Here is a 25866-nt window from a genome sequence, read left to right on the forward strand (position 1 = left end):
GGTGCTCGTCGGCACCATTGGCTCGCCCCGCCTCCGCCGCCGCATGCCTGGCAGCCCGCAGAACGGCTTCGTCGCGGTCCGAACTCATCGAGCCGTCGTGGCTTCGGTGGCGACCCGCAACTCTACGAAGCCCTTCGGCTTGCCATCCAACTGCAGCAACAGGTCGGCAACGAATTGCAACAGGACGACATCGCGCACCCGGTCGGCGCCGACACTGTCCTGCACCCGGGGCAGCGGCAGTTGCACAACGCCACTCGCCGCGCGATAGCCCGCGCTCGGGTACAGGCGCTTCAACCGCATCTGCTTGGAATCGGGCAGGCTCATCGGCGAAACCTTCAATGTGGTTCCGGTGACCGCGATTTCGGTGACATCGTATTCGCGGGCCAGCAGGCGCAGCTTCGCCACCGACACCAACCTGCCGACCTCGACGGGCAGCGGCCCGTACCGGTCGACGAGCTCCTCGACAACCGACTCCAGCCCCGGATCATCTTGCGCCGCAGCGAGTTTGCGGTAGGCCTCCAACCGGAGCCGATCGCTGGTGATGTAGTCGGGCGGAATGTGCGCGTCCACCGGGAGGTCGATGCGGACCTCCTTGACCTCCTCGGTCGTGATCGGCTTACCATCGGCGGCGGCCCGATAAGCCTCCACCGCCTCACCGACCAGCCGCACATACAGGTCGAAGCCGACACCGGCCACATGCCCGGATTGCTCGGCGCCCAGCACATTTCCGGCACCGCGGATTTCGAGGTCCTTCATGGCCACCGCCATACCCGCGCCGAGATCCGAGTTCTGCGAGATGGTGGCGAGCCGGTCGTAGGCCGTCTCGGTGAGCGGCTTCTCCGGCGGGTAGAGGAAGTAGGCGTATCCGCGTTCACGACTGCGGCCGACGCGCCCACGCAACTGGTGCAGCTGCGAAAGACCGAGAGCGTCCGCGCGTTCCACGATCAACGTATTCGCATTGGAAATATCGAGCCCGGTCTCGATGATGGTGGTACAGACCAGCACATCGAATTCACGCTCCCAGAATCCCTGCACGGTCTGTTCGAGCATGTCCTCGTTCATCTGACCGTGCGCGACCACCACCCGCGCCTCGGGCACCAGATCCCGAATCCGCTTGGCGGCCTTGTCGATCGACGAAACCCGGTTGTGCACATAGAAGACCTGGCCGTCGCGCAGCAGCTCGCGCCGGATGGCCGCGGTGACCTGTTTGTCGTTGTACCCGCCGACATAGGTGAGCACCGGATGCCGCTCCTCCGGCGGCGTGAGGATGGTCGACATCTCGCGAATGCCCGCCAGGCTCATCTCCAAGGTGCGCGGAATCGGCGTCGCGGACATGGTCAACACGTCGACGTGCGTGCGCAGCGCCTTGATGTGCTCCTTGTGTTCGACACCGAAACGCTGTTCCTCGTCCACGACGACCAGGCCGAGATCCTTCCACCGCACGCCGGTCTGCAGGAGCCGGTGCGTACCGACAACGATATCGACGGCGCCGTCCGCCATCCCCTCCAGCACGGCGCGCGACTCGGCCGGATCGGTGAAGCGGGACAGCCCCTTCACGGTCACCGGGAATCCACCCACGCGCTCGGTGAAGGTCTGCAGATGCTGTTGCGCCAGCAGGGTTGTCGGCACCAGCACGACGACCTGCTTGCCGTCCTGCACCGCCTTGAACGCGGCGCGCACGGCGATCTCGGTCTTGCCGTAGCCGACATCACCACAGACCACGCGGTCCATCGGGACCGCCTTCTCCATATCGGCCTTGACCTCGGCGATGGCGGTCATCTGGTCGACGGTCTCGGTGAACGCGAACGCGTCCTCCATCTCCTTCTGCCAGGGACTGTCGGGACCGAACGCATGTCCGGGCGCGGCCTGGCGCGCCGCGTACAGCTGCACCAGCTCGCCGGCGATCTCGCGAACGGCCTTGCGCGCCTTGCGTTTCGTATTCGCCCAGTCGGATCCGCCGAGCTTGGACAGACTCGGCATCTCACCGCCGACGTAGCGCGAGAGCTGATCCAGCGATTCCATCGGCACGAACAGCCGGTCACCGGGCTGACCGCGCTTACCCGGCGCATATTCGATGACCAGGTATTCCCGCCGCGCCCCGCCGACGGTGCGTTCGATCATCTCGACGAACCGGCCGATGCCGTGCTGATCGTGCACCACCATATCGCCAGCGTTCAGCGCCAGCGGGTCGACTTGATTGCGGCGCTTGGCCGGTAGCCGCTTCCCCTCCGCCGGTGCGGTGACCCGGTTACCGGTGAGGTCGGATTCGGCGACGACAACCAGACCGGCGTCATCGAAGACCAGCCCGTCGTGCAGCGAACCGCACAGCACACCGACCAGTCCGGGTGTGGGCTCGGCACCGGCTGTCAACGCAGCCGCGGGCACATCGGCATCCGAGAGGCGTTCCAGAATGCGTTGCGCCGTACCGTGACCCGCCACGACCACGACCGCACGCCCACCGGTCAGCACATGCGCGCGCAGCGACGCGAAGATCGTCGCCACCAACTCATCGGATCCGCGTGCCGCCGGACCGGCCAGCACCGGCAGCACGACCTCGGCGGGATCGCCGGAGGTCAGCGGGCTCAGACTCCACCACGGCAGACCGTGTGCGTTTGCGCTGTCATGGATTTCGGGCAGCGCACGATAACCGGAGGCGGCCAGATCGAGTCCGTGCCCGCCCAGCGGCGCGGCGCCGCCGAACGAGGCGGCGGTCCACGATGCCTCCAGGAACTCCTCGCCGGTGCGCACCAGATCGGCAGCGCGCGTGCGGATCTTCTCCGGATCGCACAGCAGCAGCTGGGTGCCCTCCGGCAAAACCTCGGTGAGCAGCCGCAATTCGCCGGGCTGCAGTACCGGCAGCAGCGCCTCCATGCCCTCGACCGGAATACCTTCGGAAAGCTTCTCCAACATCTCGACCAGCGCCGCATCGGCGGCATTCGCCACCGCGACCTCGGCGGCGCGTTCGCGTACGGCCTGGGTGAGCAACAGTTCCCGACACGGCGGCGCGACGATCACATCCACCGTCAGATCGGTCAGCGAACGCTGGTCGGCGACCGCGAAGGGCCGCAGCTCGGTCACCTCGTCACCCCAGAACTCCACGCGCACCGGATGATCGGCGGTGGGCGGGAACAGATCGAGGATGCCGCCGCGCACCGCGAACTCACCGCGCTTGCCGACCATATCGACGCGGGTGTAAGCGAATTCGATCAGGCGCAAGAGCAATTCGTCGAAATCGAACTCCGCGCCGACACGCAGCACGATCGGTTCGATATCACCGAGGCTCGCGGCCATCGGCTGCATCAGAGAGCGAACGGTCGTCACCACGACCCGCAGCGGTTCCGGAAATACCGGATCCGCCCGCCCGTCGCCCGACCACCGCCCCTCATCGAATCGCTTCGCGATGCCGTAATCCTGCGCCAGCCGCCGCAGCACCTCGAGCCTGCGGCCCACGGTGTCGGCACCCGGCGAGAGCCGCTCGTGCGGCAGCGTCTCCCAGGACGGGAACTGCGCGATCGCCGCGCCGAGGATTTCCTCCAGCTCGACCGTCAGATCGTCGGCTTCGCGCCCGGTCGCCGTCACCACCACCAGCGGCCGCTGGGCCGCGATCGTCGCCGCGACGAACGGTCGCACCGCCGACGGCCCGACCAACTCGACCGGCGACTTCCCGACCAGGTCGGCGACGGTCCGCAAGGCCGAATCAGCCCCGGCCACCGCGGCCAGTCCGGCAAGAGGTGGACGGTGGGTGGACATCGAACACTCCTGAGCTCAGGCGAGGTTTTTAGGACGGCCAACCGAGTCTAGGCTCCCCCGCCTCCCCCAGTCTTTGCCGGGATGAGTTACCCATGTGCTCACGAAATCGGTCGACACGTCACAACCTACCAACGCGCTGTGACACGTTTACGGCGCTGTGACGCGTTACGGCACGTAGCGGCGTAGGCGGCGGGCGGCGAATTCCCGGAAGTACGAGAGCTTCTCCGGGGGCACGATCGCCGGGAGCAGGAAGTACCAGGCCCGTTCCATCCGGGTCGCCATCTGATCGATCGAATCGGTGCCGACCGCCGTGATGTGCACGCCCGCGGTCATTTCCTGCAGTAGCAGGCCGATCACCTCGGCGTCCAGATCGGCCTCGAGGTCGCCTTGGGCGATGGCCCGCTCGGATAGTACGCGGTAGGTATCGCCCCAAGTCTTGGCGATATTGTCGCCCTGAGCGCCGCGGTAGTCGCCGATCTGATGGGTCAGCTTGAGCATCGCGCCGACCATCGGATCGTTCATGGATAGGTCCGCGACGACATAGGTGATCCCGATGCATGCCTCGAGTGCGGGCACTCTCGGATCGAAGAAACCCTGACACGAACTGACCAGACGCTCATTGCCCTGGTCGACCACGGCGCGCGCCAGCTCTTCCTTCGAACCGAAGTGAAAGTACAAGGCGCCCTTGGTCACGTTCGACTGCGCGATGATCTCGCTCAGGCTCGCATTCGCATATCCCAAGCGCAGAAAGACATCGGCAGCGCCCGCCAGGACGGAATCGCGGGTGATCTCCGCGCGCGCTTGCCTAGCCATCAGATCCGCCTGTCATCCTTAAAACCAGCCATCCTGAAGTAGACCGACATCCCGAAGTAGACCGACTTACCGCTCGAACAGCACCCTGAGGATGGGTGAACCGTACCACCAGGTGAGCGCGCGCCAGCGAATTCGAGCATTCGGACGGGCATACTGCGCAATTTTCTGGCTACCAATACCGTCAATCCCCTGTACCGGCACGCCATTCCGAGCTCAGCAGCGGGTGGGCTTCCAAATGACTGAGCCCGTTCCAGCACAGGTTCACCAGATGTGCCGCCACAACCTCTTTCGACGGTTTGCGCTCGTCCAGCCACCAGGTCGCGGCGGTCGAGACCATGCCCACCAATGCCTGCGCATACAAACCGGTCAGACTGGTATCGAAACCGCGGCGCTCGAAATCGCCGCCGAGAATATGCGCGACCTGATTGGTGGCCTCGTTGAGCAGGCTCGAGTAGCGGCCCTCCGCGGTAGCAGCGGGCTGGTCGCGCACCAGGATTCGGAATCCGTCGGTGCGTTCCTCGATATAGGTCAGCAGTGCGAGCGCGACCTGTTCGAGCCGGATCCTGGACCGATTCTGGGTGAGCGAGGAGGTGATCATGTCCAGCAGCATCGACATCTCGCGGTCCACGACCACGGCGTAGAGCCCCTCCTTGCCGCCGAAGTGTTCGTACACCACGGGTTTGGAGACCTGCGCCCGCTGTGCGATCTCCTCGATCGAGGTCGCGTCGTAGCCGCGCTCGGCGAATATTGCGCGACCGATCTCGATCAACTGCTGCCGCCGCTGAGTACCCGTCATCCGCGGCCGGGACACTCGTTGCGGTTCACCCGAAGACAACGCCCCGCCTCCCTGCGCATGACCCGAACTTTTGCCGACAACTGTTCCAGACAGCTCTGCCCGCGCGCGCGTCGCCCCGCCGAAGACGGCGATCGAGGGGCCGATTTCGGCGTTCGCCCAGATAACGCGACCGGTGTGAGTAGACGGCAGCGGCGGGTACCCACGAATTCAGCGAAGCAGTTCGACTAACCGGAGGTCTTCATGCGAGGATTCATGCCGTGCCGCTGGCGCAGTGGCGGGTTTCGCAGATCCGCCGGTGTGACAATCCGCCGTAGTGTAATGGCAGCACCTCTGATTTTGGTTCAGATAGTTCAGGTTCGAGTCCTGGCGGCGGAGCACACCGGCACGATGGCTTATCGTTGGCCGCGCACATCGCTGAACAAGCACGACGACAGCGCTGACCAAGCACGACGACAGCCCCAAGCACGATGACAGGCAGCCGAGGGAGATCCATGCCACAGCAGACCGCCGTCGTCGTTCTCGCAGCCGGTGCCGGGACGCGAATGCGGTCGAAGACTCCTAAAGTGCTGCATTCGCTGGCCGGTCGAAGCATGCTCGCGCACGCGCTGCATGCGGCCAACGAGATCGACCCCGCGTTCCTCATCACCGTGGTAGGACACGATCGGGAACAAGTCGGCGCCGCGGTCGCCGCCGTCGCCGCCGACCTCGGCCGCGACATCACCACCGCCATTCAGGAAGAACAGCTCGGAACCGGCCACGCGGTGCAATGCGCGCTCGCGGCGGTTCCCGAGGATTTCACCGGTGACCTACTGGTCACCTCCGCCGATGTGCCGCTGTTGGACGGGCACACCCTGTCCGCGCTGCTCGACGAGCACCGCAGCTACACCGAACGTTCGGCGGTCACGGTGCTGACCTTCGAACCGGAGGACCCGAACGGCTACGGCCGCATCGTCCGCAATGCCGACGGCCAGGTCACCGAAATCGTCGAACATGCCGACGCCACCCCCGCACAATCGGCGATCACCGAGGTCAACTCGGGTGTGTACGCCTTCGACGCGGCCGTGCTACGCACCATGATCGGACGCCTGTCCACCGCCAACGCCCAGCACGAGCTGTACCTGACCGATGTGCTGCGGCTGGCTCGCGAGGCCGGACATCCGGTGCACGGCGCACGGCTGCTCGACTCGGCCAAGGTCACCGGCGTCAACGACCGGGTACAGATGTCGCAGGCCGCGCGCACCCTCAACCGCTACATCCTCGAACGGCATATGCGCGCCGGGGTCACGATCATCGATCCCGCGACCACCTGGGTGGACGCGGACGTAAGAATCGCCAGGGACGCCGAAATCCGGCCGGGTGTGCAGTTACTCGGCGGCACCGTCATCGGTGAGGACGCCGTGATCGGACCGGATTCCACGCTCACCGATGTCATCGTCGGCAATGGCGCGCACGTCGTTCGCACCCACGGTGATCAGGCCGTGATCGGTCCCGGTGCGAATATCGGCCCGTTCAGCTATCTGCGCCCGGGCACCGTTGTCGGGGATTCCGGAAAGCTCGGCGCATTCGTCGAAACCAAGAACGCATCGATCGGCGCGCACTCCAAAGTGCCGCACCTCACTTATGTCGGCGACGCCACCATCGGTGAGCACAGCAACATCGGCGCCTCCAGCGTTTTCGTCAATTACGACGGTGTGAAAAAGCACCACACCGTGGTCGGCTCGCATGTGCGGACCGGCAGCGACACCATGTTCGTCGCACCGGTGACGGTGGGTGACGGCGCTTATACGGCGGCGGGTACTGTGCTGCGTAGAAGCGTTCCGCCGGGGGCACTCGCGGTTTCAGGTGGGCCACAGAAAAACATTGAGGGCTGGGTGCAGCGCAACCGTCCGGGGACGGACGCGGCACGGGCGGCGGCGGAAGCCATCGCGACCAAAGAGATGTCTGGTCAGGCAATCGAGCAAAAGGATGGCAAACAGCAGTGACCGCGTCATGGATCGACAACCAGAAGAACCTGATGCTCTTCTCGGGACGCGCTCATCCTGAGCTGGCCGAGCAGGTGGCCAAGGAACTCGACGTCCACGTCACCCCGCAGACCGCGCGCGACTTCGCCAACGGTGAGATCTTCGTCCGGTTCGAGGAGTCCGTGCGCGGCTCGGATGCCTTTGTGCTGCAGAGCTTTCCGGCTCCGCTGAACCAGTGGCTGATGGAACAGCTCATCATGATCGACGCGCTCAAGCGCGGTTCGGCCAAGCGGATCACCGCAGTGCTGCCGTTCTACCCGTACGCCCGTCAGGACAAGAAGCACCGCGGCCGCGAGCCCATCTCCGCCCGCCTGGTCGCCGACCTGCTCAAGACCGCGGGCGCGGACCGCATCATCACCGTCGACCTGCACACCGATCAGATCCAGGGCTTCTTCGACGGCCCGGTCGATCACATGCACGCCCAGCTGCAGCTGGCCGAGTACGTGCGCAACAACTACAGCCTCGAGCACATCACCGTGGTCTCCCCCGATTCCGGTCGCGTGCGCGTCGCGGAGAAGTGGGCCGACTCGCTGGGCGGCTCACCGCTGGCGTTCATCCACAAGACCCGCGACCCGCTGGTGCCGAACCAGATCAAGGCCAACCGCGTGGTCGGTGAGGTCGAGGGCCGCACCTGCATCCTGATCGACGACATGATCGACACCGGTGGCACCATCGCCGGTGCGGTCAAGGTGCTCAAGGCGGCAGGCGCCGGTGATGTGGTCATCGCCGCGACGCACGGCGTGCTGAGCGATCCGGCCGCCGAGCGCCTGGCCACCTGTGGCGCCAAGGAGGTCGTGGTCACCAATACGCTGCCGATCGACGAGGAGAAGAAGTTCCCGCAGCTGACCGTGCTGTCGATCGCGCCGCTGCTGGCGCGCACGATTCGCGAGGTCTTCGAGAACGGTTCGGTCACCGGACTTTTCAACGGCAACGCATAGGTTTCACACTTCGTCGCGGCTCGGACCCAGGTCCGGGCCGCGACGTTTCTGTTTGTAAGGCTCGCTTCGGCGTGGTACCCATGGCGGGTAGGGATGACAAACAGGGGGCGCCATGTCGGATTCGGAACCGCATATCAATCTCGGGAAGTCGCAGGACCCGCCGCCTGCCGAGCCGCCGCGGGACAACGTGGACGCGACCAAGGTCTGGTCACCGGAGCCAGGTGTCGATCCGACGATGGCTTACCAACCGGGACAACAGTTTTCGCCGGAGGCCGCCCCGCCGTACACCCCGCCCGCGGGTTATCAGCAGCCCACCGCCTATCCGCCGCCACCGTATCCACCGAGCTACCCGCAAGCCGGTCCGTACGTCGGACCACCCGGCTATCCGCAAGCGCCCGGCGCGTATCCCGGTTACCCGTACCAGCCCTATACGCCACCTCGGCAATCCGATGTCCCGATATTCTCGATCATCAGCTTCTCCTGCCTGGCGGCAACCGCACTGTCGGTGGTGATGTTCTGCGGCCTGCCGATCGTGGTCACCGGACCGGCGGGCATCGTCCTGGGCATCATCGGCCACAACAAGGGCGAATCGCTCGGCAAATGGGCGGCCATCACCAACGGCGCGGTGCTGGCGATCGCGGTCGTCCTGGTCATCGCCTTCGTCGGGTTCCTCGGGGCTCTCAGCTGACGGATTCGCACGCGTCGGATCCCGTTTGCCCCCGATGCCGAGGGGGATACTGGGGGTATGGACCGTGACCCGCTCGATATGGACATGGGGGACGACGACCAGGAAGACGAGATCCGCGCATACCGGCGAAATGTCGAGGATCCGCCCGATGACCTGCGCATTCGCTATCACGAAAGTGAGGATGACGGTCGGCTCGGCATCGGCGATGAACTCGAACAGGAGTGGACCCGTCATCGTAAGGCCGCCGAACTCGCCGAGGAGGACGAGCGCCCCGCCGAGGTCGCCGCAATGGAGATCGTCGACGATACCGACCTATAGCCTGCTCCCCGCCGACAGGAGAGTTCGATGAGCACGCCGCAGCAGGAACCCGAGCGAGGCGATAGGTCGCCCGAGAAACCGGTCGGCGAATCCGAGCCGCTCGAACCCTCGCAACCCGTCGAACCCGCCCCGCAGACACCGGACCAGCGGGCGGCTGCCGAAAAGGCACCGGATCTCGTCGTGCGACCGCAGCCGTCGAGCGACCCCGTGCAACCGGAACCGTGGAATGACAATGCCGCGGCACGGTACGACCAGGACCAGCCCGGCACCGTCTATCCGCCGATCGACGACGCCACACCGGGCACCCCGGACGGTGGCAATCCCCCCTACACCCCGCGGTACACCACGCCGGGACCGCGCTCGGGTTCGCAGACCCTGTCGATCATCAGCTTCGTCTGTGCGGGCATCTCATTGCTGTTCTGCCCCTACCTATTCGGCCCGGTCGGCATCATTCTCGGCGTCATCGGCCACAAGAAGGGCGAATCCCTCGGCAAATGGGCCGCCTTCGTATCCGCCATTTCCCTGGTCATCGGGCTCATCCTGATCTATGCCGTCTTCAGCGGCAGCATGATCCCGGACACCGAATAACCGTGTGCCGGACACTGCCGTAGGGGTGGCAGTCGGCGAACCCGGCGGGGTGGGTAGGACTAGCGTGGTCGGCATGAGTCGATTCGGTGGGTTCCCACTCGCGGGGCTGGACTTTTACGAGGATTTGGAAGCCGATAACTCGAAGGCCTTCTGGACCGCGCACAAGGATATCTACGAGCAGTCGGTCAAGGCGCCGATGGTCGCGCTGACCGCGGAGTTGGAGGCGGACTTCGGGACCGCCAAGATTTTCCGGCCGTACCGGGACGTGCGCTTCTCCAAGGACAAGGTGCCCTACAAGACGGCGCAGGGCGCGGTGGTCAGCGTTGCGCCGGGTACGGGCTGGTATGTGCAGATCAGCGCGGCCGGACTCTTCGTCGGCGGCGGATTCTATGCGGGCTCCCCCGCGCAGATCGCCCAGTTGCGCACAACCATCGACGACGAGGTCCGCGGCCCGGAACTGGAGGCCATCCTGGCAAAGCTCACCAAGGCCGGATTCACCGTCGGCGGCGAGCAGCTCAAAACCAAGCCGAAGGGTTACGACGCCGACCATCCGCGCATCGATCTGCTGCGGCACAAATCGCTGACCTGCAGTAAGGAATACGGCGCACCGGCCTGGTTGGACAAACCCCGCGCCGCGAAGGAGGTCCGCACCGCCTGGGAGACGATGCGGCCCTTCATCGATTGGGTGGGCGCGGTGGTCAGTGGTGCGCCCGCTCGGACCTAACGGCGAGCGGCGAGGACGAGGGCGAAGCGGTCGTCCGGATCGGTCCAGACCTGTTCGGTCTCGAATCCCGCTGCGGCCAATTCGGCGTCCAATCCGTCGATACGGAATTTGGCCGAGATTTCGGTGCGCATCTGCTCGCCACGCGCGAACTGGACAGTGAGGTCCAGTTCGCGGACCTGCACGGTCATATCTTCGGTGGCCTCCAAGCGCATTTCGATCCACTCGTGTTCGGTATCCCAGACGGCGACGTGGGCGAACTTGTCCGGCTCGAAGTCGGCGTCGAGGCGACCGTTCAAGACATGCAAGACATTTCGGTTGAATTCGGCGGTGACACCGGCCGCGTCGTCATAGGCGGGGACCAGTACGGCGGGGTCGGTCACCAGGCCCGCGCCGAGCAGCAACTGTTCGCCCGGCTCCAGCACCTCGTAGATGCTGGACAGGAATTCGGCCCGTTCGGCGGGGACCAGATTGCCGATGGTGCCGCCGAGGAAGGCGATCATCCGGCGGCCGCCGCCCGGCAGATTGTGCAGGGTGTCGGTGAAATCGCTGACCACGCCGTGAACGGCGAGTCCCGGGAACTCGGCAGCGATCTCCGCGGCCGCCGCCCGCAGCGCCGAGGACGAGACATCCTGCGGAACATAGGTTTTCAGCGGTCCCTCGGCAGTCAAAGCGGAAAGCAGCAGCCGCGTCTTGGCGGCCGAACCCGAGCCGAGCTCGACCAGGACCTCGGCCTGCGCGGTACGGGCGATCTCGCCGACTACCCGCTCCAGCAGTGCGCGTTCGGTGCGGGTCGGGTAGTACTCGGGCAGTTCGGTGATCTTTTCGAACAGTTCACTGCCTCGGGCGTCGTAGAACCACTTGGGTGGCAACCACTTCGGGTCCGCGGTGAGGCCGAGCATGGCATCCGCGCGCAACGCCGAGGTGAGGTCGTCATCGGATAGGTAGATCTCCAGCGTGGGTGCGGTCATAGGAGCGAGCCTTTCGTGCTTGGAACGTCAAGTAGCGGTGTGATGGACAGCGCGCCTGGGCGGGCGCTGACCAGCTGGCGATCCGGAATCGGCTGCCAGCGCGGGTCGTCGTCGAAGGGCTCCGAGGACAGGATGGCGAAATCATCGGTCACCAGTGCGGATAGTGAGTGGTAGACGGTGGTCGCCCACAGCTGCCTGCCATCACCGAGCAGGAAATTCAGTCGGGCACCCGGGGATTGCGCCAGTACGGCCGAGACCAGCAGACTCAATGCCGCAGGCGCCGCCGCCCACGAACCGTCGGGAGTGTCGGTCGAGAGCAGACTGCGCAGGATCACCCAGAGCGTCGCCGCGTCGGTCGCGGATTCGGCCTCCAGCAACTGCACCGGCTCGAACAGCGGGCCCGCGCCGAGTTCGGTTGCGGTGGAGCCGAATTCCGTGGCGACCGCGCTCAGGGCCCGCCGCCAATCGGGCACCACGCCGTTATGGCTGAATGCCCACCGACCGTGCGTGAACGGTGCACAGGCATTCCGCTCGACCGGCATCCCAACGGTCGCCGAGCGAACCGCCGCCAAGACCGACCACGACTCCAGTTGCGGCAGGACCTCTTCCACCGCCGGATCGGTCCAGATGGGCGCCGAGTTGCGATACCGGCTGACGGTCACGCCGTCGTCGTCACGCCACCAGGCCACCCCGAACCCGTCCGCATTGATCGTCCCGCCCCCGCGCATATCCTTGGGCGCCCACGCCTGGGTCCGCAGGGAATGCGAACCGAGCGTCAACATGTCGCCCACGCGCACCGGCGGACCGACGTAACCGAGTTGACGACACATCAGCGCCGCCCTTCCGCCGTCGAGACCCTCACTCGCCCTCGCCTTTTCGCAGGTCGCGGGCCAGGCGGAAGCCGGAGAAGATCTGGCGGCGGATGGGGTGGTCCCAGTTGCGGAAGGTGCCGCGGCACGCGACCGGATCGGTGCCGAAGGAGCCGCCGCGCAGGACTCGGTAGTCGCCGCCGAAGAACACATCGGAGTATTCGGCGTACGGGAAGGCGCGGAAGCCCGGATAAGCCTCGAAACCCGATGCGGTCCACTCCCATACGTCGCCGATGAGCTGATGCACACCGGCCGGGGAGGCACCGGCCGGGTATGCGCCGACCTCGGCGGGTTCCAGGTGCCGCTGGCCGAGATTCGCGGTGGTGGAATCGGGTTCGGCAGCACCCCACGGGTAGCGGCGGGACGCACCGGTCTCCGGGTCGAAACGCGCCGCCTTCTCCCATTCGCCCTCGGTGGGCAGGCGCTTACCAGCCCACGCGGCATACGCCTCGGCCTCGAACCAGCAGACGTGCACCACCGGCTGCTGCGGACGCACCGGCGTCATCACGCCGAATCCCCGACGCCACCAGTGCCCGGCCGGATCGCACTCCCAGAACTGCGGCGCCACCAGGCCCGCCTCCTGCCGGTGCGCCCAACCGTGTTCGGACCACAGCTCGGGCCGCTCGTAGCCGCCGTCGGCGATGAAGGCCTGGTACTGCGCGTTGGTGATCGGTGCGACGTCGATGGCGAAGGCGGGCACGTGCACCGGATGCGCCGGACGCTCATTGTCCAGTGCCCATGGGTCGGTCGAGGTGCCCATGACGAATTCGCCTGCGGGAATGACGACTTCGCCACCCACCGGAGCAGCCGCCGTCGGTGCGGCCGACGCGGACAGCACCGCGGGGCCGGTGCGCAATTGATGGGTGGCGAGCATGGTTTCGTCGTGCTGCTGCTCGTGCTGGGCGATCATGCCGAACGCGAAGCCGCCGTCGACCAATGGATCACCGTGTAAAGCGCTGGTTTCCAGCACATCCCACACCTTGTCGCGCACGGTGCCGACATAGCCACGGGCCTGGCTTGGGTCGAGCAGCGGCAGTCCGGGGCGATTGACGCGAGCGTGTTTGAAGGCGTCGTACAGCTCGTCGATATCGGCGCGCACCGCTTCACGGCGGCCGACATCGCGCACCAGCCAGAGCTCTTCCTGATTGCCGATATGGGCGAGATCCCAGACGAGCGGGCTCATCAGTCGCGAATGCTGGGCGACCAGCTCTGCTTCATCGAGGGTGGTGAGGCCGATGGTGCGATCCCTTGCGCGGGTGAGCACTTCGGCGATCCGGTCACGCAATTGTTCGGTGCCGGAATTATCCGTTGCGGGGTACTGAATGGTCACGATGGGTACCTCCCGAACTCGTTCTGGTCGGCTACTCGAGCTGCGCCGTCGCGAGTCACGGATGGTCCTCGGGCCGATCCGCACTGCGCGAAACGAGTTCATCGGTCGGGGTGCGACCGCTGCGACATCGTTCGGCGGCGGATTCGATCTCGCGGGCCGCCGCCGGACTCGCCGCATGTGCCGCGGCCAGGGTCAGCAACTCGACCGCGATGCCACGGATCTCCGGATCGGCCAACCCACAGCGCGCCGCGTCGAGCCAACGGCCCGCGAGTGGCGCGGCGAGGACCGTCGCCTCGACGACAACCGACGGAGACGACAGCAGGGCGTCGAAGATATGGATCGGTACGGTCCAGTCGTTATCGGGTTGGGCGTCCAGATATCGGACCTCGAGATGTCCGGAGGCGCGTACCGGCGGGAACAGCGTGGTCAGGTGATAGTCGAGGTCGCCGACATCGGGGCGCCGGCCGATCTCGTCGTCCAGCGCCCCGGACAACCAGTCCGCAAAGGTCGCCTCCGGTGGCGCTGACCAGCCGATATCGCCGCCGTTGCCGGATATGCCATCGGGGCGGCGAACACACAGCAGCGGGACATCCAGGGCCCAGCGCGCATAGCCGGCGATCGGATCCGGCCAGGACTCCACCGCCGGACGGGTGCGCGCGTGGTCGAGACGCAACCAGGTCCGCATGCGCTGGGATGCCCACGCACCCACTGGTGCACCGTGTAATTCGGGCGAGCAGGCGAAGGCGGCGAGTAGCGCGGGACCGATCGTGTACAACGCATTCCACCGTGCGGTGACCTCGGCACGGTCCGCACCGGCATCGACGCTGACCTGCGTCGCGGCGGTATTGCACATCATCAATTTGCCGAAGGGGCCGATGCCGCTGAAGGACTCCTCCATGGCGCGATAGCGCGGTAGCCGCAGGACCCGTTTCGGGCGGCGGTCCGCATCGGCGGCGGCGGAGACGGTGCGGATGGATCGGGATTCGAGTAGATCCCGCAGCATCCGAGCGTCGGCGTGCAAACCCTCGCACAACTGCGCGGCAGCGGCGAACGGGGCACTGGAGAGTTCGATCTGACCGCCGGGTTCGATGGTGACCCGGCTGCCCCCTGGCAGCGGAAGTGCCGGTGAATCGGGGGCGATGGACCGCGGTGTATAGGGTCCGAGTGCATCTGCGAGTGCAGCCAGTTGCGGGCGGGGGGCGGCCGACGGGCCGGACGACGAACACTCACCCTGCACGGTGAGCCATTCCAGTTCGGCGCCGATGAGCGTCGGTGGCCCCAGCTTGAAACAGATTTTCTCGATGTATGCCTCCGCCGCGGCCCGCGAGGACAGTTCGCCGTGCGCAAGCGCTATCACCCGCTCCGGATGTTCGAGCGTGACCGCCATACCAACCTCCACCATGTGAAACCGGGTAACCGTAGCTGTGCTGCGTATGCGCTGCCGGTCGTTGTTCAGGTAGTTCTGTATCGCCGTGGATGCCGGTCGTATTCCGATGCACCGACCCAAACCAGCGTAGCGAGGGGCACCGACAAGAAATGTGACAAGAATCTGAATTCGTGGCCATGCACAGCGAAGCGCTCGCGCACGGTGGCCCGGACCTGCGCCGACTCGTGCGACGGCCCAATGCCCCGATTTGGGCGATACTGTCGAGGCCATGCTCGACGAGAATCGCGTACGCGCCGACATACCGGCCTACGACGCCGGATCCGATCTGGTCTTCCTCGACAGCGCGGGCTCCTCGTTACCACCCCGAGTCGTCGTCGATACCGTTGTGGCACATCTGCGACGCGAAGCCGAAATCGGCGGCTACCGCGCGGCGAACGAGCGACTCGACGATCTCGCCGCTGTGAAAACCGATATCGGCCGACTCGTCAACGCCGATCCGACCGGCATCGCACTCAGCGATAGCGCGACCCGCGCATGGGCCGACTTCTTCTACTCGGTCCCACTCGCACCCGGCGACCGGATCCTCATCTCCGGCGCCGACTATGCGAGCAATGCCATCGCGGCGTTGCAGCGGGCCAAGGCGACAGGCGCGATGGTCGAACAGATTCCCAGCGACGGCAGCGGCCAGATCGACCTCGACGCCCTCGCCGACATGGTCGACGAACGGGTCAGGCTGGTGTCGGTGTTACACGCTCCGACCAATGGCGGTCTGGTCAACCCGGCCGCCGACGCCACCCGTATCGCACATTCGGTCGGCGCGCTGGTACTGCTCGATGCCTGCCAGTCGGCCGGACAGCTGCCGATCGATGTGGCCGAACTCGATGTCGACGCGCTCTCGGTCACCGGCCGCAAATGGCTGCGCGGGCCGCGTGGCACCGGATTCCTCTATGTGCGACCGGAATTGGCCGCGTCGATGGAGCCGCAGCGGCTGGATCTGCACAGCGCGCAGTGGACCGGCCCGCAGGAGTACGCCCTGGCGCCAGATGCGAGTCGCTTCGAATTCTGGGAATGCGATGTGGCGGCGCGACTCGGTCTCGGTGCGGCCGTTCGATATCTGCTCGAGCTGGGGCCCGAGGACGTCTACGACGCGATCGCGGTCCGCGCGGAGCATCTGCGCAAATCGCTGCCGGAAATCGACGGAGTCACGGTGCGCGACATCGGGATTCGGCACAGCGGCATCGTTTCGTTCACCGTCGAAGGGAAATCCGCTGTCGAGGTGCGCGATCGCCTTGCGGCGCAGAATATTACGGTGACGGCGAGCCATGCCAGCTCTACGCTGCTGGATATGACCGCCCGTGGCCTGGATTCGGTGGTGCGTGCCTCGCCGCACTGCTTCGTGAGTTTCGAGGAGCTGGACCGGTTCGCCGGCGCGGTCGCGACGCTCTGATGTCACCTCGCGAACTGGTCGTACTCGGCACCGCGAGTCAGGTTCCGACCAAGCAGCGCAACCACAATGGGTATCTGCTGCGCTGGGGCGAGGAGGGCATCCTCTTCGATCCTGGCGAGGGCACCCAGCGGCAGATGACATACGCGGGCGTATCGGTCACCGATGTCACCCGGATCGCGGTGACGCATTTCCACGGCGACCACTGCCTCGGACTACCGGGCATCATCCAGCGGATCAATCTAGACAAAGTCGCCCATCCGGTCGATGTGTACTACCCCGCCTCGGGTGCGGCGTTCTTCGATCGCCTGAGCTATGCCAGCTCGTTCTATCGCACCGTCGAGCTCCGGGCGCATCCGATCGCCGATCCGGGTGCGCTGGACGCGCCTGGTGCGCCGTTCACCCTCGAGGCGATCGCGCTATCCCATCCGGTCGACACCTTCGGCTACCGGCTCACCGAACCGAGCGGTGTGCGCATCCTGCCGGAGCGGCTCGCCGTATTCGGCCTGCACGGCCCGGCGGTCGGACAACTGCAGCGCACGGGCAGTATCGAATTCGACGGGCGCACAATCACGCTGGCCGAGGTCAGCGAGCCGAGACCGGGCCAGAGCTGCGCATTCGTGATGGACACGCGCCTGTGCCCGGGCGTGCTGTCCCTCGCCTCGGGCGTGGACATGCTGGTGATCGAGGCGACCTTCCTGGACGCCGATGCCCACCTCGCCGAGGAATACGGCCATCTCACGGCCGGACAAGCGGCCCGGGTCGCTGCCGAGGCGGGCGTGCGCACCCTGGTGCTGACCCACTTCTCCCAGCGCTACCGTGATCTCGACGGCCACCGCGCCGAGGCGTCGGCGTACTTCACCGGCGAGATCGTGGTCGCCACCGACCTCGCGAGAATCCCACTCCCGCCGCGACATTGAGCCCCGGTACGTTGGGCTGCGGTAGGTCCAGTTGTCCTGCACGGAATCCTCAGGTCTGCTGATCCAGAGATCGGTTGGCGTACCAGGGTTTTGCCGTTGCAGTGCTGGGCGCGTCGTGTGCCGTACCCAGCTTACCTTCCGCAGCTGGGCGGGCAGGCCCACAGCTTCCAGCCCAGTCAACCGGCTGTGGTTGCATTCTCGAGCGCAGTCGAATGGTCGTTCGGGGTGGGGTTTTCAGCAGCCATTCGACTGCGCTCGATGAGAGTGGGCGCGTCAGGTCAGGTGCAGCTGGATTGTGTGGGCTACCAGGGTGCGGAGGTCGGCGGAGGGGGCCACCAGGCGGAGGCTGCGGTTGGCCTGGAGGGCGGCGATGCCGTGGAGGTTGGTCCACAGGTTGATCGCGGGGTTGTCGGAATTCGGCGCGGCGGCCTCGACCAGCGCGGCAAAGCGTTCGAACAGCGGCAGGGTGATCGCGCGCAGATTCTCGCCGGAACCCTCGAGCAGGTCGTGGCGGAACATCAGGGTGAACATCTCGGGACGCTCCCCCGCGAATTCGACGTATTCGGCCGCCATGACCTGCAGCTGCTCGCGCGGCGTGGTCGCCCCCGCCGCCGCCTGTGCGAACCGCTCGATGAGATCGGCGAAACCACGCGCGGCGATGGCGGCCAGGAGCGCGCGGTGTGTCGGAAAGTGCCTGCGCGGCGCACCGTGGGAGACCCCGGCCGCACGGGTGATCGCACGCAGACCCAGCTGGGCCGCGCCGACCTCCTCGAGCATGTCGACCCCGGCGCCGACCAGTCGTTCCCGCAACGGCTCGCTCATGGAGACATTGTCTACCGCGGTCATCGAATTCCTCCTGGTCGACTGCGTCACAGAGGACGAAATACCCTTTCGACAATCATAGACACTGTCTACACTCGTGCGGTAGACAGTGTCTACGACAACTCTCTCGGAGGCTCATGTGTGGTACCGGTTGTTCAAGTACGTTCTGGTCGGCCCCCTGCTGCGGCTGCTCGGCCGCCCGGAGGTGGAAGGGCTGCGGCACGTACCCCGCACCGGACCGGTAATCATCGCGGCCAACCATGTCGCGATGCTCGACTCGATGTATCTCGCGCTGGCCCTGCCGCGCCGGGTCACCTTCCTGGCCAAACAGGAGTACTTCACCGGGACCGGATTGAAGGGCCGGTTCCAACGCTGGTTCTTCACCGTCGCGGGCCAGGTCCCGGTGAACCGCACCGGCGGCACCGCCGCCGCGGACGCACTGACCGCCGCGACGAAAATCCTCGAATCCGGCGACGTCTGGGCCATCCATCCGGAGGGCACCCGCTCCCCGGACGGCTGCATCTACCGCGGCCGCACCGGCGCACTGCGCGTCGCCATGGCCACCGGCGCTCCGGTCATCCCGGCCGTGCTGTCGGGCACCGACAAGGTGAATCCGCGCGGCCACCGGCTGCCGCGCTTCGGCAAGGTGCGCATCAGCTTCGGCGCGCCGCGCTATTACCCGCAGCCCACCCCGAACCACCCGGCACCGGACACCAGCCAGGTCCGCGCCGCGACCGACGAACTGATGCGGGAATTGGCCACTCGATCCGGCCGGGACTACGTCGATCGCTACGCGGCAACTTTCTCGAATCGCCCATAGACACGGGCGTGTCCTCGGAATGGTTAACGCGGGGACGAATTGGCGGGATAGTTGGGGAGCAGGCCGGTTCACCCATGTCCGGCCACCGCACCGGGGTGACAAGGGAGTTGGACTTTGAGCAGGTTCACCGACGAGATGTACGCAACGGCACAAACCTCGAGTCGCGGATTGGTGACCGGGGAGCCCAACGCGCCGTTTCGGCAGACCTGGGGTGAGATCCATCGAATCGCACGACGGATGGCGGGTGGACTCGCCGAAGCCGGTATCGGACACGGTGACGCGGTAGGCGTGCTGGCCGGGATGCCGGTCGATATCGCACCGGCCTGTCAGGGCATCTGGATGCGCGGCGCGTCGATCACCATGTTGCATCAGCCGACGCCGCGCACGGATCTGGTGGTCTGGGCCCGCGATACCGAGACGGTGCTGTCGATGATCGAGGCGCGCGCGGTGGTACTCGGCGCGCCCTTCGAGGCCGCCGAACCACTGCTGCGCGAGCGCGGCATCGCCGTGGTGCGAATCGATCAGCTGCGCGAGTGCCCGGAGACCGATCCGGTGCCGACTGTCGAGACCGATATCGCGTTGCAGCAGTTGACATCCGGTTCGACCGGATCGCCGAAGGCGGTGCGGATCACGCACGAGAACTTCTATACCAACGCCTACGCCATGTTCGATCGGGTGAAGTTCCAGCTCGACGAGGATGTGATGATCAGCTGGCTGCCCCTGTTCCACGATATGGGGATGGTCGGATTCCTCAGTGTCCCCATGCAATTCGGCGCCGAAGTGGTCTGCGTGACGCCGATCGACTTCCTGATGCGTCCGCTGCTGTGGGCCGAGCTGATCGACAAGTACCGCGGCACCGTAACGGCAGCACCGAATTTCGCGTACTCACTGCTGGCTCGCCGACTCAAGCAAGCCGAGGACGGCGCCTACGATCTCAGCAGCGTCCGATACATGTGGAACGGCGCCGAACCTGTCGATCCGGACACCATGGAGAACCTCGCCGCGGCAGGCAAACGCTTCCGGCTCAATCCGATGGCGCTCACCCCGGTCTACGGCATGGCCGAAACCACACTGGCCGTATCGGTTCCGGATCCCGGACACGGACAGGTCCTCGACATCATCGATGCCGATCTGCTCGAGGCGCTGGGCAAGGCCGTGCCGACCCACGATCACCACGGCAATGTCCGCCGCATGCCCACGCTTGGCTATCTGGTCGACAATCTCGAGGGGCGGGTCGTCGATGCGGAGCGCCAGCCGCTGCCGACCCGTTCGGTCGGCGTGATCGAACTTCGCGGTCCCGCCGTCACTTCCGGCTATGTCACGGTCAACGGGTTCCAGCCGACGCAGGATGCCGACGGCTGGCTCGACACCGGCGACATCGGCTACTTCACCGATGAGGGCCTGATCGTGGTGTGCGGCCGGATCAAGGACGTCATCATCATGGGCGGTCGCAATATCTACCCGACCGATATCGAGCGTGCCGCCATGCGCGTGGCGGGGGTGCGTCCCGGCAATGCCGTCGCGGTCCGCCTGGACGCGGGCGAGAAACGCGAAAGCTTCGCCGTCGTGGTGGAAAGCAACGACCACCAGAATGCCGATGAGGTCAAGCGCATCGAACGCGAAATTGTGCACGCGGTGTTCTCCGAAGTCGGCGCCCGACCGCGCACCGTCGCAGTGCTCGGCCCCGGCGCCCTCCCGAAAACCTCCTCGGGCAAGCTGCGCCGCTCCGCCACCGCGATCCACCTGCGCTGAGCCGCAGTCGAACTCGGCCTAGTGCAGTTGGTTCTGGGCCGATTCGAGCCCGACGCGCAGCAGCAGTTCGACCGCGTCCGCGGCCTGCTCCACGATCACCGGCACTTCCTTGCGCTCCACCGACGAAAACGGTTTGAGCACGTAGTCCGCCGGGTCCTGGCGACCCGGCGGTCGGCCGATGCCGATGCGGGTGCGCAGATAGTCCTTGGTGGTCAGGGCACTGGAGACCGAACGCAGTCCGTTGTGCCCGCCCTCACCGCCGCCGCGCTTGAGCCGGATCTGACCGAACGGCAGATCCAATTCGTCGTGCACGACGATCACCTCGGTCGGCGGCACCGAGAAGAATTTCGCCAGCGCCGCGACCGAGCGCCCGGACAGATTCATGAACGAGCGCGGCTTGGCGATCAATACCTGACGCCCGTCCAGCCTGGCCTGCAAGAGATCCGCACTGGACTTCTTGTGCACAGCAAAACGGCCGCCGACGCGCTGCGCGAGCACGTCGGCGACCAGAAAGCCGATATTGTGCCGGGTGCGCTCGTACTCCGAACCTGGGTTGCCAAGTCCGACCACGAGCGCGGGCCCGGTCGAGGATTCGGTCATTCGGACAACCGACCCGGGGAGTTCTTACTCGGCGCTCTCGGCCTCGGCTTCGCCCTCTTCCCCGGCGGGAGCCTCGGCGGCCGGAGCGGCGATGATGTTGACGATCAGCGCCTCCGGGTCACCGGCCAGGGTGACGCCCTTCGGCAGGTCGATCGCACCGGCGGTGATCTGGGTGCCCGCCTCGGCGCCCTCGATCGAGACCTCGATGGCCTCCGGGATGTTGAGCGCGTCGGCCTCGATGGACAGCGTGGTGGCGTCCTGGGTGACCAGGGTGCCCGCGCCGGCCTCACCGGTCAGCGTGACGTTCACATCGGCGGTGACCTTCTCGCCGCGCTTGACGATCAGCAGGTCGGCGTGCTCGATGTAACGGCGAATCGGGTGCACCACAACGGATTTGGTCAGCGCGAGCTGCTTCTTGCCGTCGATGACGAGGTTCAGCACCGCATTGGTGCCGTGCTCGCGCAGAATGGCGGCGAAGGCCTGGGCGTTGAGCGAGAGGTGCTGCGGGTCGGCGGCGTGGCCGTACAGTACGGCGGGAACGTTGCCCGCGCGACGGGTGCGGCGGGCGGCGCCCTTGCCGAACTCCGTGCGGACGGCGGCTTCGAGAAGGTTGGCGTCGGACATGACTGGATCTACTCCCTACGGCTCTTCCGGGCTGTCAACAGTGCGCCAGGGACTGTTTCCCCCCTGGCAAATGGTTGGTCTACTCGTCGGGCGAAGACCGAACGAGGACGGCCGAGAGCCGAGCCGCGTCGATCACGGTGAACGCATTACGTCTGCGGTCACCCTCGCCGAGACAACCCGAACACCATAGCGCAAGTGTTTATGTCCAGCTGAATCGGGTGGTCGGACTGGCCGGATTGTCGTCACCCCGGTCGCGTACGCTGGAGCGGTTGCCGATCGGCCGTCTGAAAGGTTGTTGCAGTTGACCGCCTCCACTGAGGGTGTCGTCACGCCCGCCCCGCGTGGGTTGCCCGCCGAGGTCGCCCGGCGACGCACATTCGCGGTGATCTCCCACCCCGACGCGGGCAAGTCGACGCTCACCGAGGCGCTGGCGTTGCACGCCAGGATGATCTCCGAGGCGGGCGCGATCCACGGCAAGGCCGGACGCAAGTCCACCGTGTCGGACTGGATGGAGATGGAGAAGGCGCGCGGCATCTCGGTGAGTTCGACCGCGCTGCAGTTCAACTACCGCGCCGCGGGCTCCGACATCGATAACGTCATCAACCTCGTCGACACCCCCGGCCACTCGGATTTCTCCGAGGACACCTACCGCGTGCTCACCGCCGTCGACGCCGCGGTCATGCTCATCGACGCCGCAAAGGGTCTGGAGCCGCAGACACTGAAGTTGTTCCAGGTGTGCCGCCATCGCGGCATCCCGGTCGTCACCGTGATCAACAAGTGGGACCGTCCGGGCCGCGCGCCGCTGGAACTGCTCGACGAGATCAGCGAGCGGATCGGCCTCACCCCGACGCCGCTGTTCCTGCCGGTCGGCATCGCCGGTGACTTCCGCGGTCTGCTACGCCGTGGTCCCGAGGGCGCGGCCGTCGAATACATCCACTTCACTCGGACCGCGGGTGGCGCGACCATCGCGCCGGAGGAATCTATAGATCCGGAATCGGCCGCGACCCGCGAGGGGGAGGCGTGGACGACCGCCGCCGAGGAGAGCGAACTGCTCTCTGCCACCGGGCAGGACCACGACCAGGAAATGTTCCTGGCCGGGCAGACCTCCCCCGTCATCTACGCCTCCGCGATGCTGAATTTCGGTGTGCGACAACTGCTGGAGACCCTGGTCGCGCTGGCGCCCGCGCCCGGCTCGCGCGCCGATATCGGCGGCACGCCGCGCAATACCACCGATCCGTTCAGCGCGGTCGTATTCAAGGTGCAGGCCGGAATGGATGCCGCACACCGGGATCGGCTCGCATTCATGCGGATCGTGTCCGGCGAATTCGAGCGCGGGATGGTCGTCACGCACGCGCAGACCGGTCGGCCGTTCGCGACCAAATACGCGCTCACCGTTTTCGGACGGGAGCGCTCGACCGTCGACACCGCCTACCCGGGTGACGTGGTCGGCCTCGTGAATGCCACCGCGCTGGCGCCGGGGCACACGCTGTTCGTGGACAAGAAGGTGGAGTTCCCGCCGATCCCGTCCTTCGCGCCGGAGCACTTCGCGGTGCTGCGGGCGCAGAGTGCGGGTAAGTACAAGCAGTTCCGCAAGGCCATCGACCAACTCGATTCCGAAGGCGTGGTGCAGGTCCTGCGCAATGACGCGCGCGGCGATGCCTCACCCGTGCTCGCGGCGGTCGGTCCGATGCAGTTCGAGGTGGTCACCGCGCGGATGCTCGCGGAGTTCAATGTCGAGACGCATATGGAGCATCTGCCCTACACGCTGGCCAGGCGCACCGATGCGGAGTCGATGGCCGAACTCGATCGGCAGCGCGGGGTCGAGGTGTTCACCCGCTCCGACGGGGCGCTGTTGGCGCTGTTCAGCGATAAGTGGCGGTTGCAGTACATCGAGAAGGAGCATCCGAAGCTGACGCTCGAGCCGCTGGTCGCCGCGGCGGATTAGGGATCGCCGTTCACCCGGCCTCGGGCTCGGCGGCCTCCGGTCCGGTCTCTCGCCCCAGCAGGGTGGCGCCGGGCTCGCGCTCGACCGACGCGATGCCGTCCTCGCGCGTGATCAGCCCCCATCGACTCGATGTCAGGCGCAGGCTCGGCAGATCGCTGAGCGAGAGCACCACCTCATAGGTGCGCTCGTATCCGGTATGCGCGATGCGCCAGCGACCGTCATTGCAGCGGACGTAGCGATCGGTATAGAAGGCCGCGCCGCGCAACAGCATGTTGTGCGCGGGTATCAGCACGGTATCGGCGAGATACCAAGTGCCGGTAGCGTTATCACCGTCGACATCGATCTCCGGATGGTCGCATCGATGCTCGGTGATGACGTGCGGACCGAGGGTGTTGCGCATGAAGGCGAGGAACGCATCCCGCGATTCGAACTGCAGGTATTCGCTGTAGGTGGCGGTCGCCTCCGGGATCATGGTGTCCGCGAATTCGTCCCACGACTTGGTGTCGAGGGTGCGCAGATACCTGAACTTCAGGCGACTGATCGCTGACACAGCATCCTGGTCCATAACTCAACAATCCCATTCGAAGTCGCCGCGCTACGGAGATTGGGAGATTTGTATCAGATTGCTATCACTTCGAGCCGAAATCGGCGGTCTACCGGGCGAGTCAGTTTCCGATGGTGAAGCAGGTGTTGCAGAAATCGCTGCCGAATTCGGTCAGCCGCAGACTCTTGCGCACGATCTTGGGCGCGCGCCCGGCCTTTTTCAGCGCCGCCTCGACCACCGGCTGCACCTCGAGCACCATGTAGCGGCTGAGCACCACCGGGTCATCGGAAACCTGGGTCAGGCCGAGGCGGTTGAGGTTGATCAGATAGGTGCGGGCACGGTCCGGATAACGGACACCGGCCTGTTCCGGAACCGAGGTGAGATCACCGGTTACCAACTCCGAGCCGATGCCGAGCGGACGGTTGGTGCGCACATCGACCGACGGCTGCGGACCGTTCAATGCCATGAACCGCAGAATGCGTGCCTCATCCGGAGCCAGCTCGTCGAGGATCCGGTCATAGGCGGGGTGCACGTCCTCGGTGAAGTAGACATCGGCCGAGCGGGCGAGCAGCGCATCGCCGCGGCGACGCAACTCTTCGCTACTGGCCGAGTGCAGCGGCGCGCCTATGCCGATCGCCGCGGGCTGCGGCGCGCTACCGTTGGAAGTCGGTACGTAGCTGACGATTTCGCGCACCGACCCCTCGGTGACACCGAGCGCGCTGCGCGCGATGGAGCGCAACGCATTACCGGTGCGCTCGGCGATATCCGCAGACGACTCACCGTCGAGCGCGGCCTGGGTGATCTCCTTGGTCACCTCGTAGGTCGTCTCGACGGCCCACTGACTGCCGCGCACCACGGTGCCCGCCGCGAGCCCCGCCGCTCGGAACACACCGCGAATCAGCCGCGCCTCATTGCTGATCTGCCGCTGTTCGACATCCGAGCTGCGCTCCACCGAGCGGGAACCGGCCCGGGCTATGTCCTGTCCGGTCCTGTCGTCTGTCACGTTCTCTCCGATGTATTGCCAAGTGAACGAATACGCCCACAGATTATTGCCCGCCAGCCTTCCAGGTATGCCTTACCGCGAGCCGAGTGGGCCAGCAAACACGCCGACCCCTGCTGTCGGACGCGTGATTGTCGCCATTGTCTCCGCCGCCGGTTGACACTACGACATTCTGGACACACAGTGTGACTGATGTCTCAGACAA

The 25866-nt window shown here is 66.0% G+C and carries 23 protein-coding genes and 1 tRNA gene; 12 read left to right on the forward strand and 12 right to left on the reverse strand.

Annotated elements, in window-relative coordinates; translation table 11 throughout:
* Positions 1-84: 84 nt before the first annotated feature.
* The 3 genes from mfd to NP3_RS00665 form a co-directional block, all read right to left on the reverse strand.
* Positions 85-3750 carry a transcription-repair coupling factor gene (mfd, locus tag NP3_RS00655; RefSeq protein ID WP_063036663.1) on the reverse strand — a complete coding sequence of 1222 codons (3666 nt, stop codon included), beginning with the start codon at positions 3748-3750 and terminating at the stop codon, positions 85-87.
* 165 nt (positions 3751-3915) lie between these two features.
* Positions 3916-4563, reverse strand: a complete 648-nt coding sequence (locus NP3_RS00660; protein ID WP_040695316.1) for a TetR family transcriptional regulator — start codon at positions 4561-4563, stop codon at positions 3916-3918.
* Positions 4564-4744: 181 nt separating this feature from the next.
* Positions 4745-5359 carry a TetR/AcrR family transcriptional regulator gene (locus tag NP3_RS00665; protein WP_063036665.1) on the reverse strand — a complete coding sequence of 205 codons (615 nt, stop codon included), beginning with the start codon at positions 5357-5359 and terminating at the stop codon, positions 4745-4747.
* 304 nt (positions 5360-5663) lie between these two features.
* Here NP3_RS00665 and NP3_RS00670 point away from each other — a divergent pair.
* From NP3_RS00670 to NP3_RS00700, 7 genes are all read left to right on the forward strand, one after another.
* Positions 5664-5734: transfer RNA gene (locus tag NP3_RS00670), tRNA-Gln, on the forward strand.
* A 116-nt stretch (positions 5735-5850) separates the two neighbouring features.
* Positions 5851-7341 carry a bifunctional UDP-N-acetylglucosamine diphosphorylase/glucosamine-1-phosphate N-acetyltransferase GlmU gene (gene glmU, locus NP3_RS00675; RefSeq protein ID WP_063036667.1) on the forward strand — a complete coding sequence of 497 codons (1491 nt, stop codon included), beginning with the start codon at positions 5851-5853 and terminating at the stop codon, positions 7339-7341.
* Positions 7338-8318, forward strand: a complete 981-nt coding sequence (locus NP3_RS00680; protein ID WP_063036669.1) for a ribose-phosphate diphosphokinase — start codon at positions 7338-7340, stop codon at positions 8316-8318. Before glmU ends, NP3_RS00680 begins: the two co-directional genes overlap by 4 nt.
* A gap of 112 nt (positions 8319-8430) precedes the next feature.
* The gene (locus NP3_RS00685; RefSeq protein ID WP_063036671.1) at positions 8431-9006 is read left to right on the forward strand and encodes a hypothetical protein; all 576 of its coding nucleotides are present in this window, start codon (positions 8431-8433) and stop codon (positions 9004-9006) included.
* A gap of 57 nt (positions 9007-9063) precedes the next feature.
* Positions 9064-9324 carry a hypothetical protein gene (locus NP3_RS00690; protein ID WP_063036673.1) on the forward strand — a complete coding sequence of 87 codons (261 nt, stop codon included), beginning with the start codon at positions 9064-9066 and terminating at the stop codon, positions 9322-9324.
* A gap of 27 nt (positions 9325-9351) precedes the next feature.
* Positions 9352-9912, forward strand: coding sequence for a DUF308 domain-containing protein (locus tag NP3_RS46345; RefSeq protein WP_063036675.1), 561 nt, complete (start codon positions 9352-9354; stop codon positions 9910-9912).
* Positions 9913-9985: 73 nt separating this feature from the next.
* Entirely contained in the window at positions 9986-10636 is a 651-nt protein-coding gene (locus tag NP3_RS00700) for a DUF2461 domain-containing protein (RefSeq protein WP_063036768.1), read from the forward strand.
* Here NP3_RS00700 and egtD read toward each other — a convergent pair.
* From egtD to egtA, 4 genes are read right to left on the reverse strand one after another with little or no spacing between them, the layout of a single operon-like run.
* Complete coding sequence (gene egtD / locus NP3_RS00705; RefSeq protein WP_063036677.1) at positions 10633-11604, reverse strand: L-histidine N(alpha)-methyltransferase; 972 nt, start codon at positions 11602-11604, stop codon at positions 10633-10635. The two genes, NP3_RS00700 and egtD, sit on opposite strands and share 4 nt — an antisense overlap.
* Positions 11601-12434: an ergothioneine biosynthesis protein EgtC gene (egtC, locus tag NP3_RS00710; protein ID WP_063036679.1), complete on the reverse strand. Its 834-nt coding sequence runs from the start codon at positions 12432-12434 to the stop codon at positions 11601-11603. Before egtC ends, egtD begins: the two co-directional genes overlap by 4 nt.
* A 28-nt stretch (positions 12435-12462) precedes the next feature.
* Entirely contained in the window at positions 12463-13803 is a 1341-nt protein-coding gene (egtB, locus tag NP3_RS00715) for an ergothioneine biosynthesis protein EgtB (RefSeq protein WP_063036681.1), read from the reverse strand.
* A gap of 55 nt (positions 13804-13858) precedes the next feature.
* Positions 13859-15190 carry an ergothioneine biosynthesis glutamate--cysteine ligase EgtA gene (gene egtA, locus NP3_RS00720; RefSeq protein ID WP_063036683.1) on the reverse strand — a complete coding sequence of 444 codons (1332 nt, stop codon included), beginning with the start codon at positions 15188-15190 and terminating at the stop codon, positions 13859-13861.
* Positions 15191-15458: 268 nt separating this feature from the next.
* Between egtA and NP3_RS00725 the strand changes: the two genes are divergently transcribed.
* A complete protein-coding gene (locus tag NP3_RS00725; protein WP_063036686.1) occupies positions 15459-16637 on the forward strand; it encodes an aminotransferase class V-fold PLP-dependent enzyme in 1179 nt (392 codons plus the stop codon).
* Positions 16637-17554 (forward strand): ribonuclease Z, encoded by a 918-nt coding sequence (locus NP3_RS00730; RefSeq protein WP_063036688.1) that lies wholly within the window; start codon positions 16637-16639, stop codon positions 17552-17554. Before NP3_RS00725 ends, NP3_RS00730 begins: the two co-directional genes overlap by 1 nt.
* A 273-nt stretch (positions 17555-17827) precedes the next feature.
* On the opposite strand, the gene NP3_RS00735 is transcribed toward NP3_RS00730, so the two are convergent.
* Positions 17828-18400 carry a TetR/AcrR family transcriptional regulator gene (locus NP3_RS00735; RefSeq protein WP_063036690.1) on the reverse strand — a complete coding sequence of 191 codons (573 nt, stop codon included), beginning with the start codon at positions 18398-18400 and terminating at the stop codon, positions 17828-17830.
* Between the two features lie 115 nt (positions 18401-18515).
* Here NP3_RS00735 and NP3_RS00740 point away from each other — a divergent pair, with 115 nt between their 5' ends.
* Positions 18516-19196: a lysophospholipid acyltransferase family protein gene (locus tag NP3_RS00740; RefSeq protein WP_063036692.1), complete on the forward strand. Its 681-nt coding sequence runs from the start codon at positions 18516-18518 to the stop codon at positions 19194-19196.
* Positions 19197-19310: 114 nt separating this feature from the next.
* Positions 19311-20948: a fatty acyl-AMP ligase gene (locus tag NP3_RS00745; protein ID WP_063036694.1), complete on the forward strand. Its 1638-nt coding sequence runs from the start codon at positions 19311-19313 to the stop codon at positions 20946-20948.
* Between the two features lie 18 nt (positions 20949-20966).
* On the opposite strand, the gene pth is transcribed toward NP3_RS00745, so the two are convergent.
* Together pth and NP3_RS00755 are read right to left on the reverse strand one after the other, a co-directional pair.
* A complete protein-coding gene (gene pth, locus NP3_RS00750; RefSeq protein WP_063036696.1) occupies positions 20967-21548 on the reverse strand; it encodes an aminoacyl-tRNA hydrolase in 582 nt (193 codons plus the stop codon).
* Positions 21549-21572: 24 nt separating this feature from the next.
* Positions 21573-22172: a 50S ribosomal protein L25/general stress protein Ctc gene (locus NP3_RS00755; protein ID WP_063036698.1), complete on the reverse strand. Its 600-nt coding sequence runs from the start codon at positions 22170-22172 to the stop codon at positions 21573-21575.
* Positions 22173-22473: 301 nt separating this feature from the next.
* On the opposite strand from NP3_RS00755, the gene NP3_RS00760 reads away from it, so the two are divergent.
* Complete coding sequence (locus NP3_RS00760; RefSeq protein WP_063036770.1) at positions 22474-24117, forward strand: peptide chain release factor 3; 1644 nt, start codon at positions 22474-22476, stop codon at positions 24115-24117.
* A 10-nt stretch (positions 24118-24127) separates the two neighbouring features.
* Here NP3_RS00760 and NP3_RS00765 read toward each other — a convergent pair whose 3' ends face one another.
* Positions 24128-24682 carry a nuclear transport factor 2 family protein gene (locus tag NP3_RS00765; protein ID WP_063036700.1) on the reverse strand — a complete coding sequence of 185 codons (555 nt, stop codon included), beginning with the start codon at positions 24680-24682 and terminating at the stop codon, positions 24128-24130.
* 100 nt (positions 24683-24782) lie between these two features.
* Entirely contained in the window at positions 24783-25664 is an 882-nt protein-coding gene (locus tag NP3_RS50185) for an Abi-alpha family protein (RefSeq protein ID WP_084507963.1), read from the reverse strand.
* Between the last annotated feature and the right edge of the window lie 202 nt (positions 25665-25866).

The organism is Nocardia pseudovaccinii NBRC 100343 (genome assembly GCF_001613225.1).
GTDB lineage: Bacteria > Actinomycetota > Actinomycetes > Mycobacteriales > Mycobacteriaceae > Nocardia > Nocardia pseudovaccinii.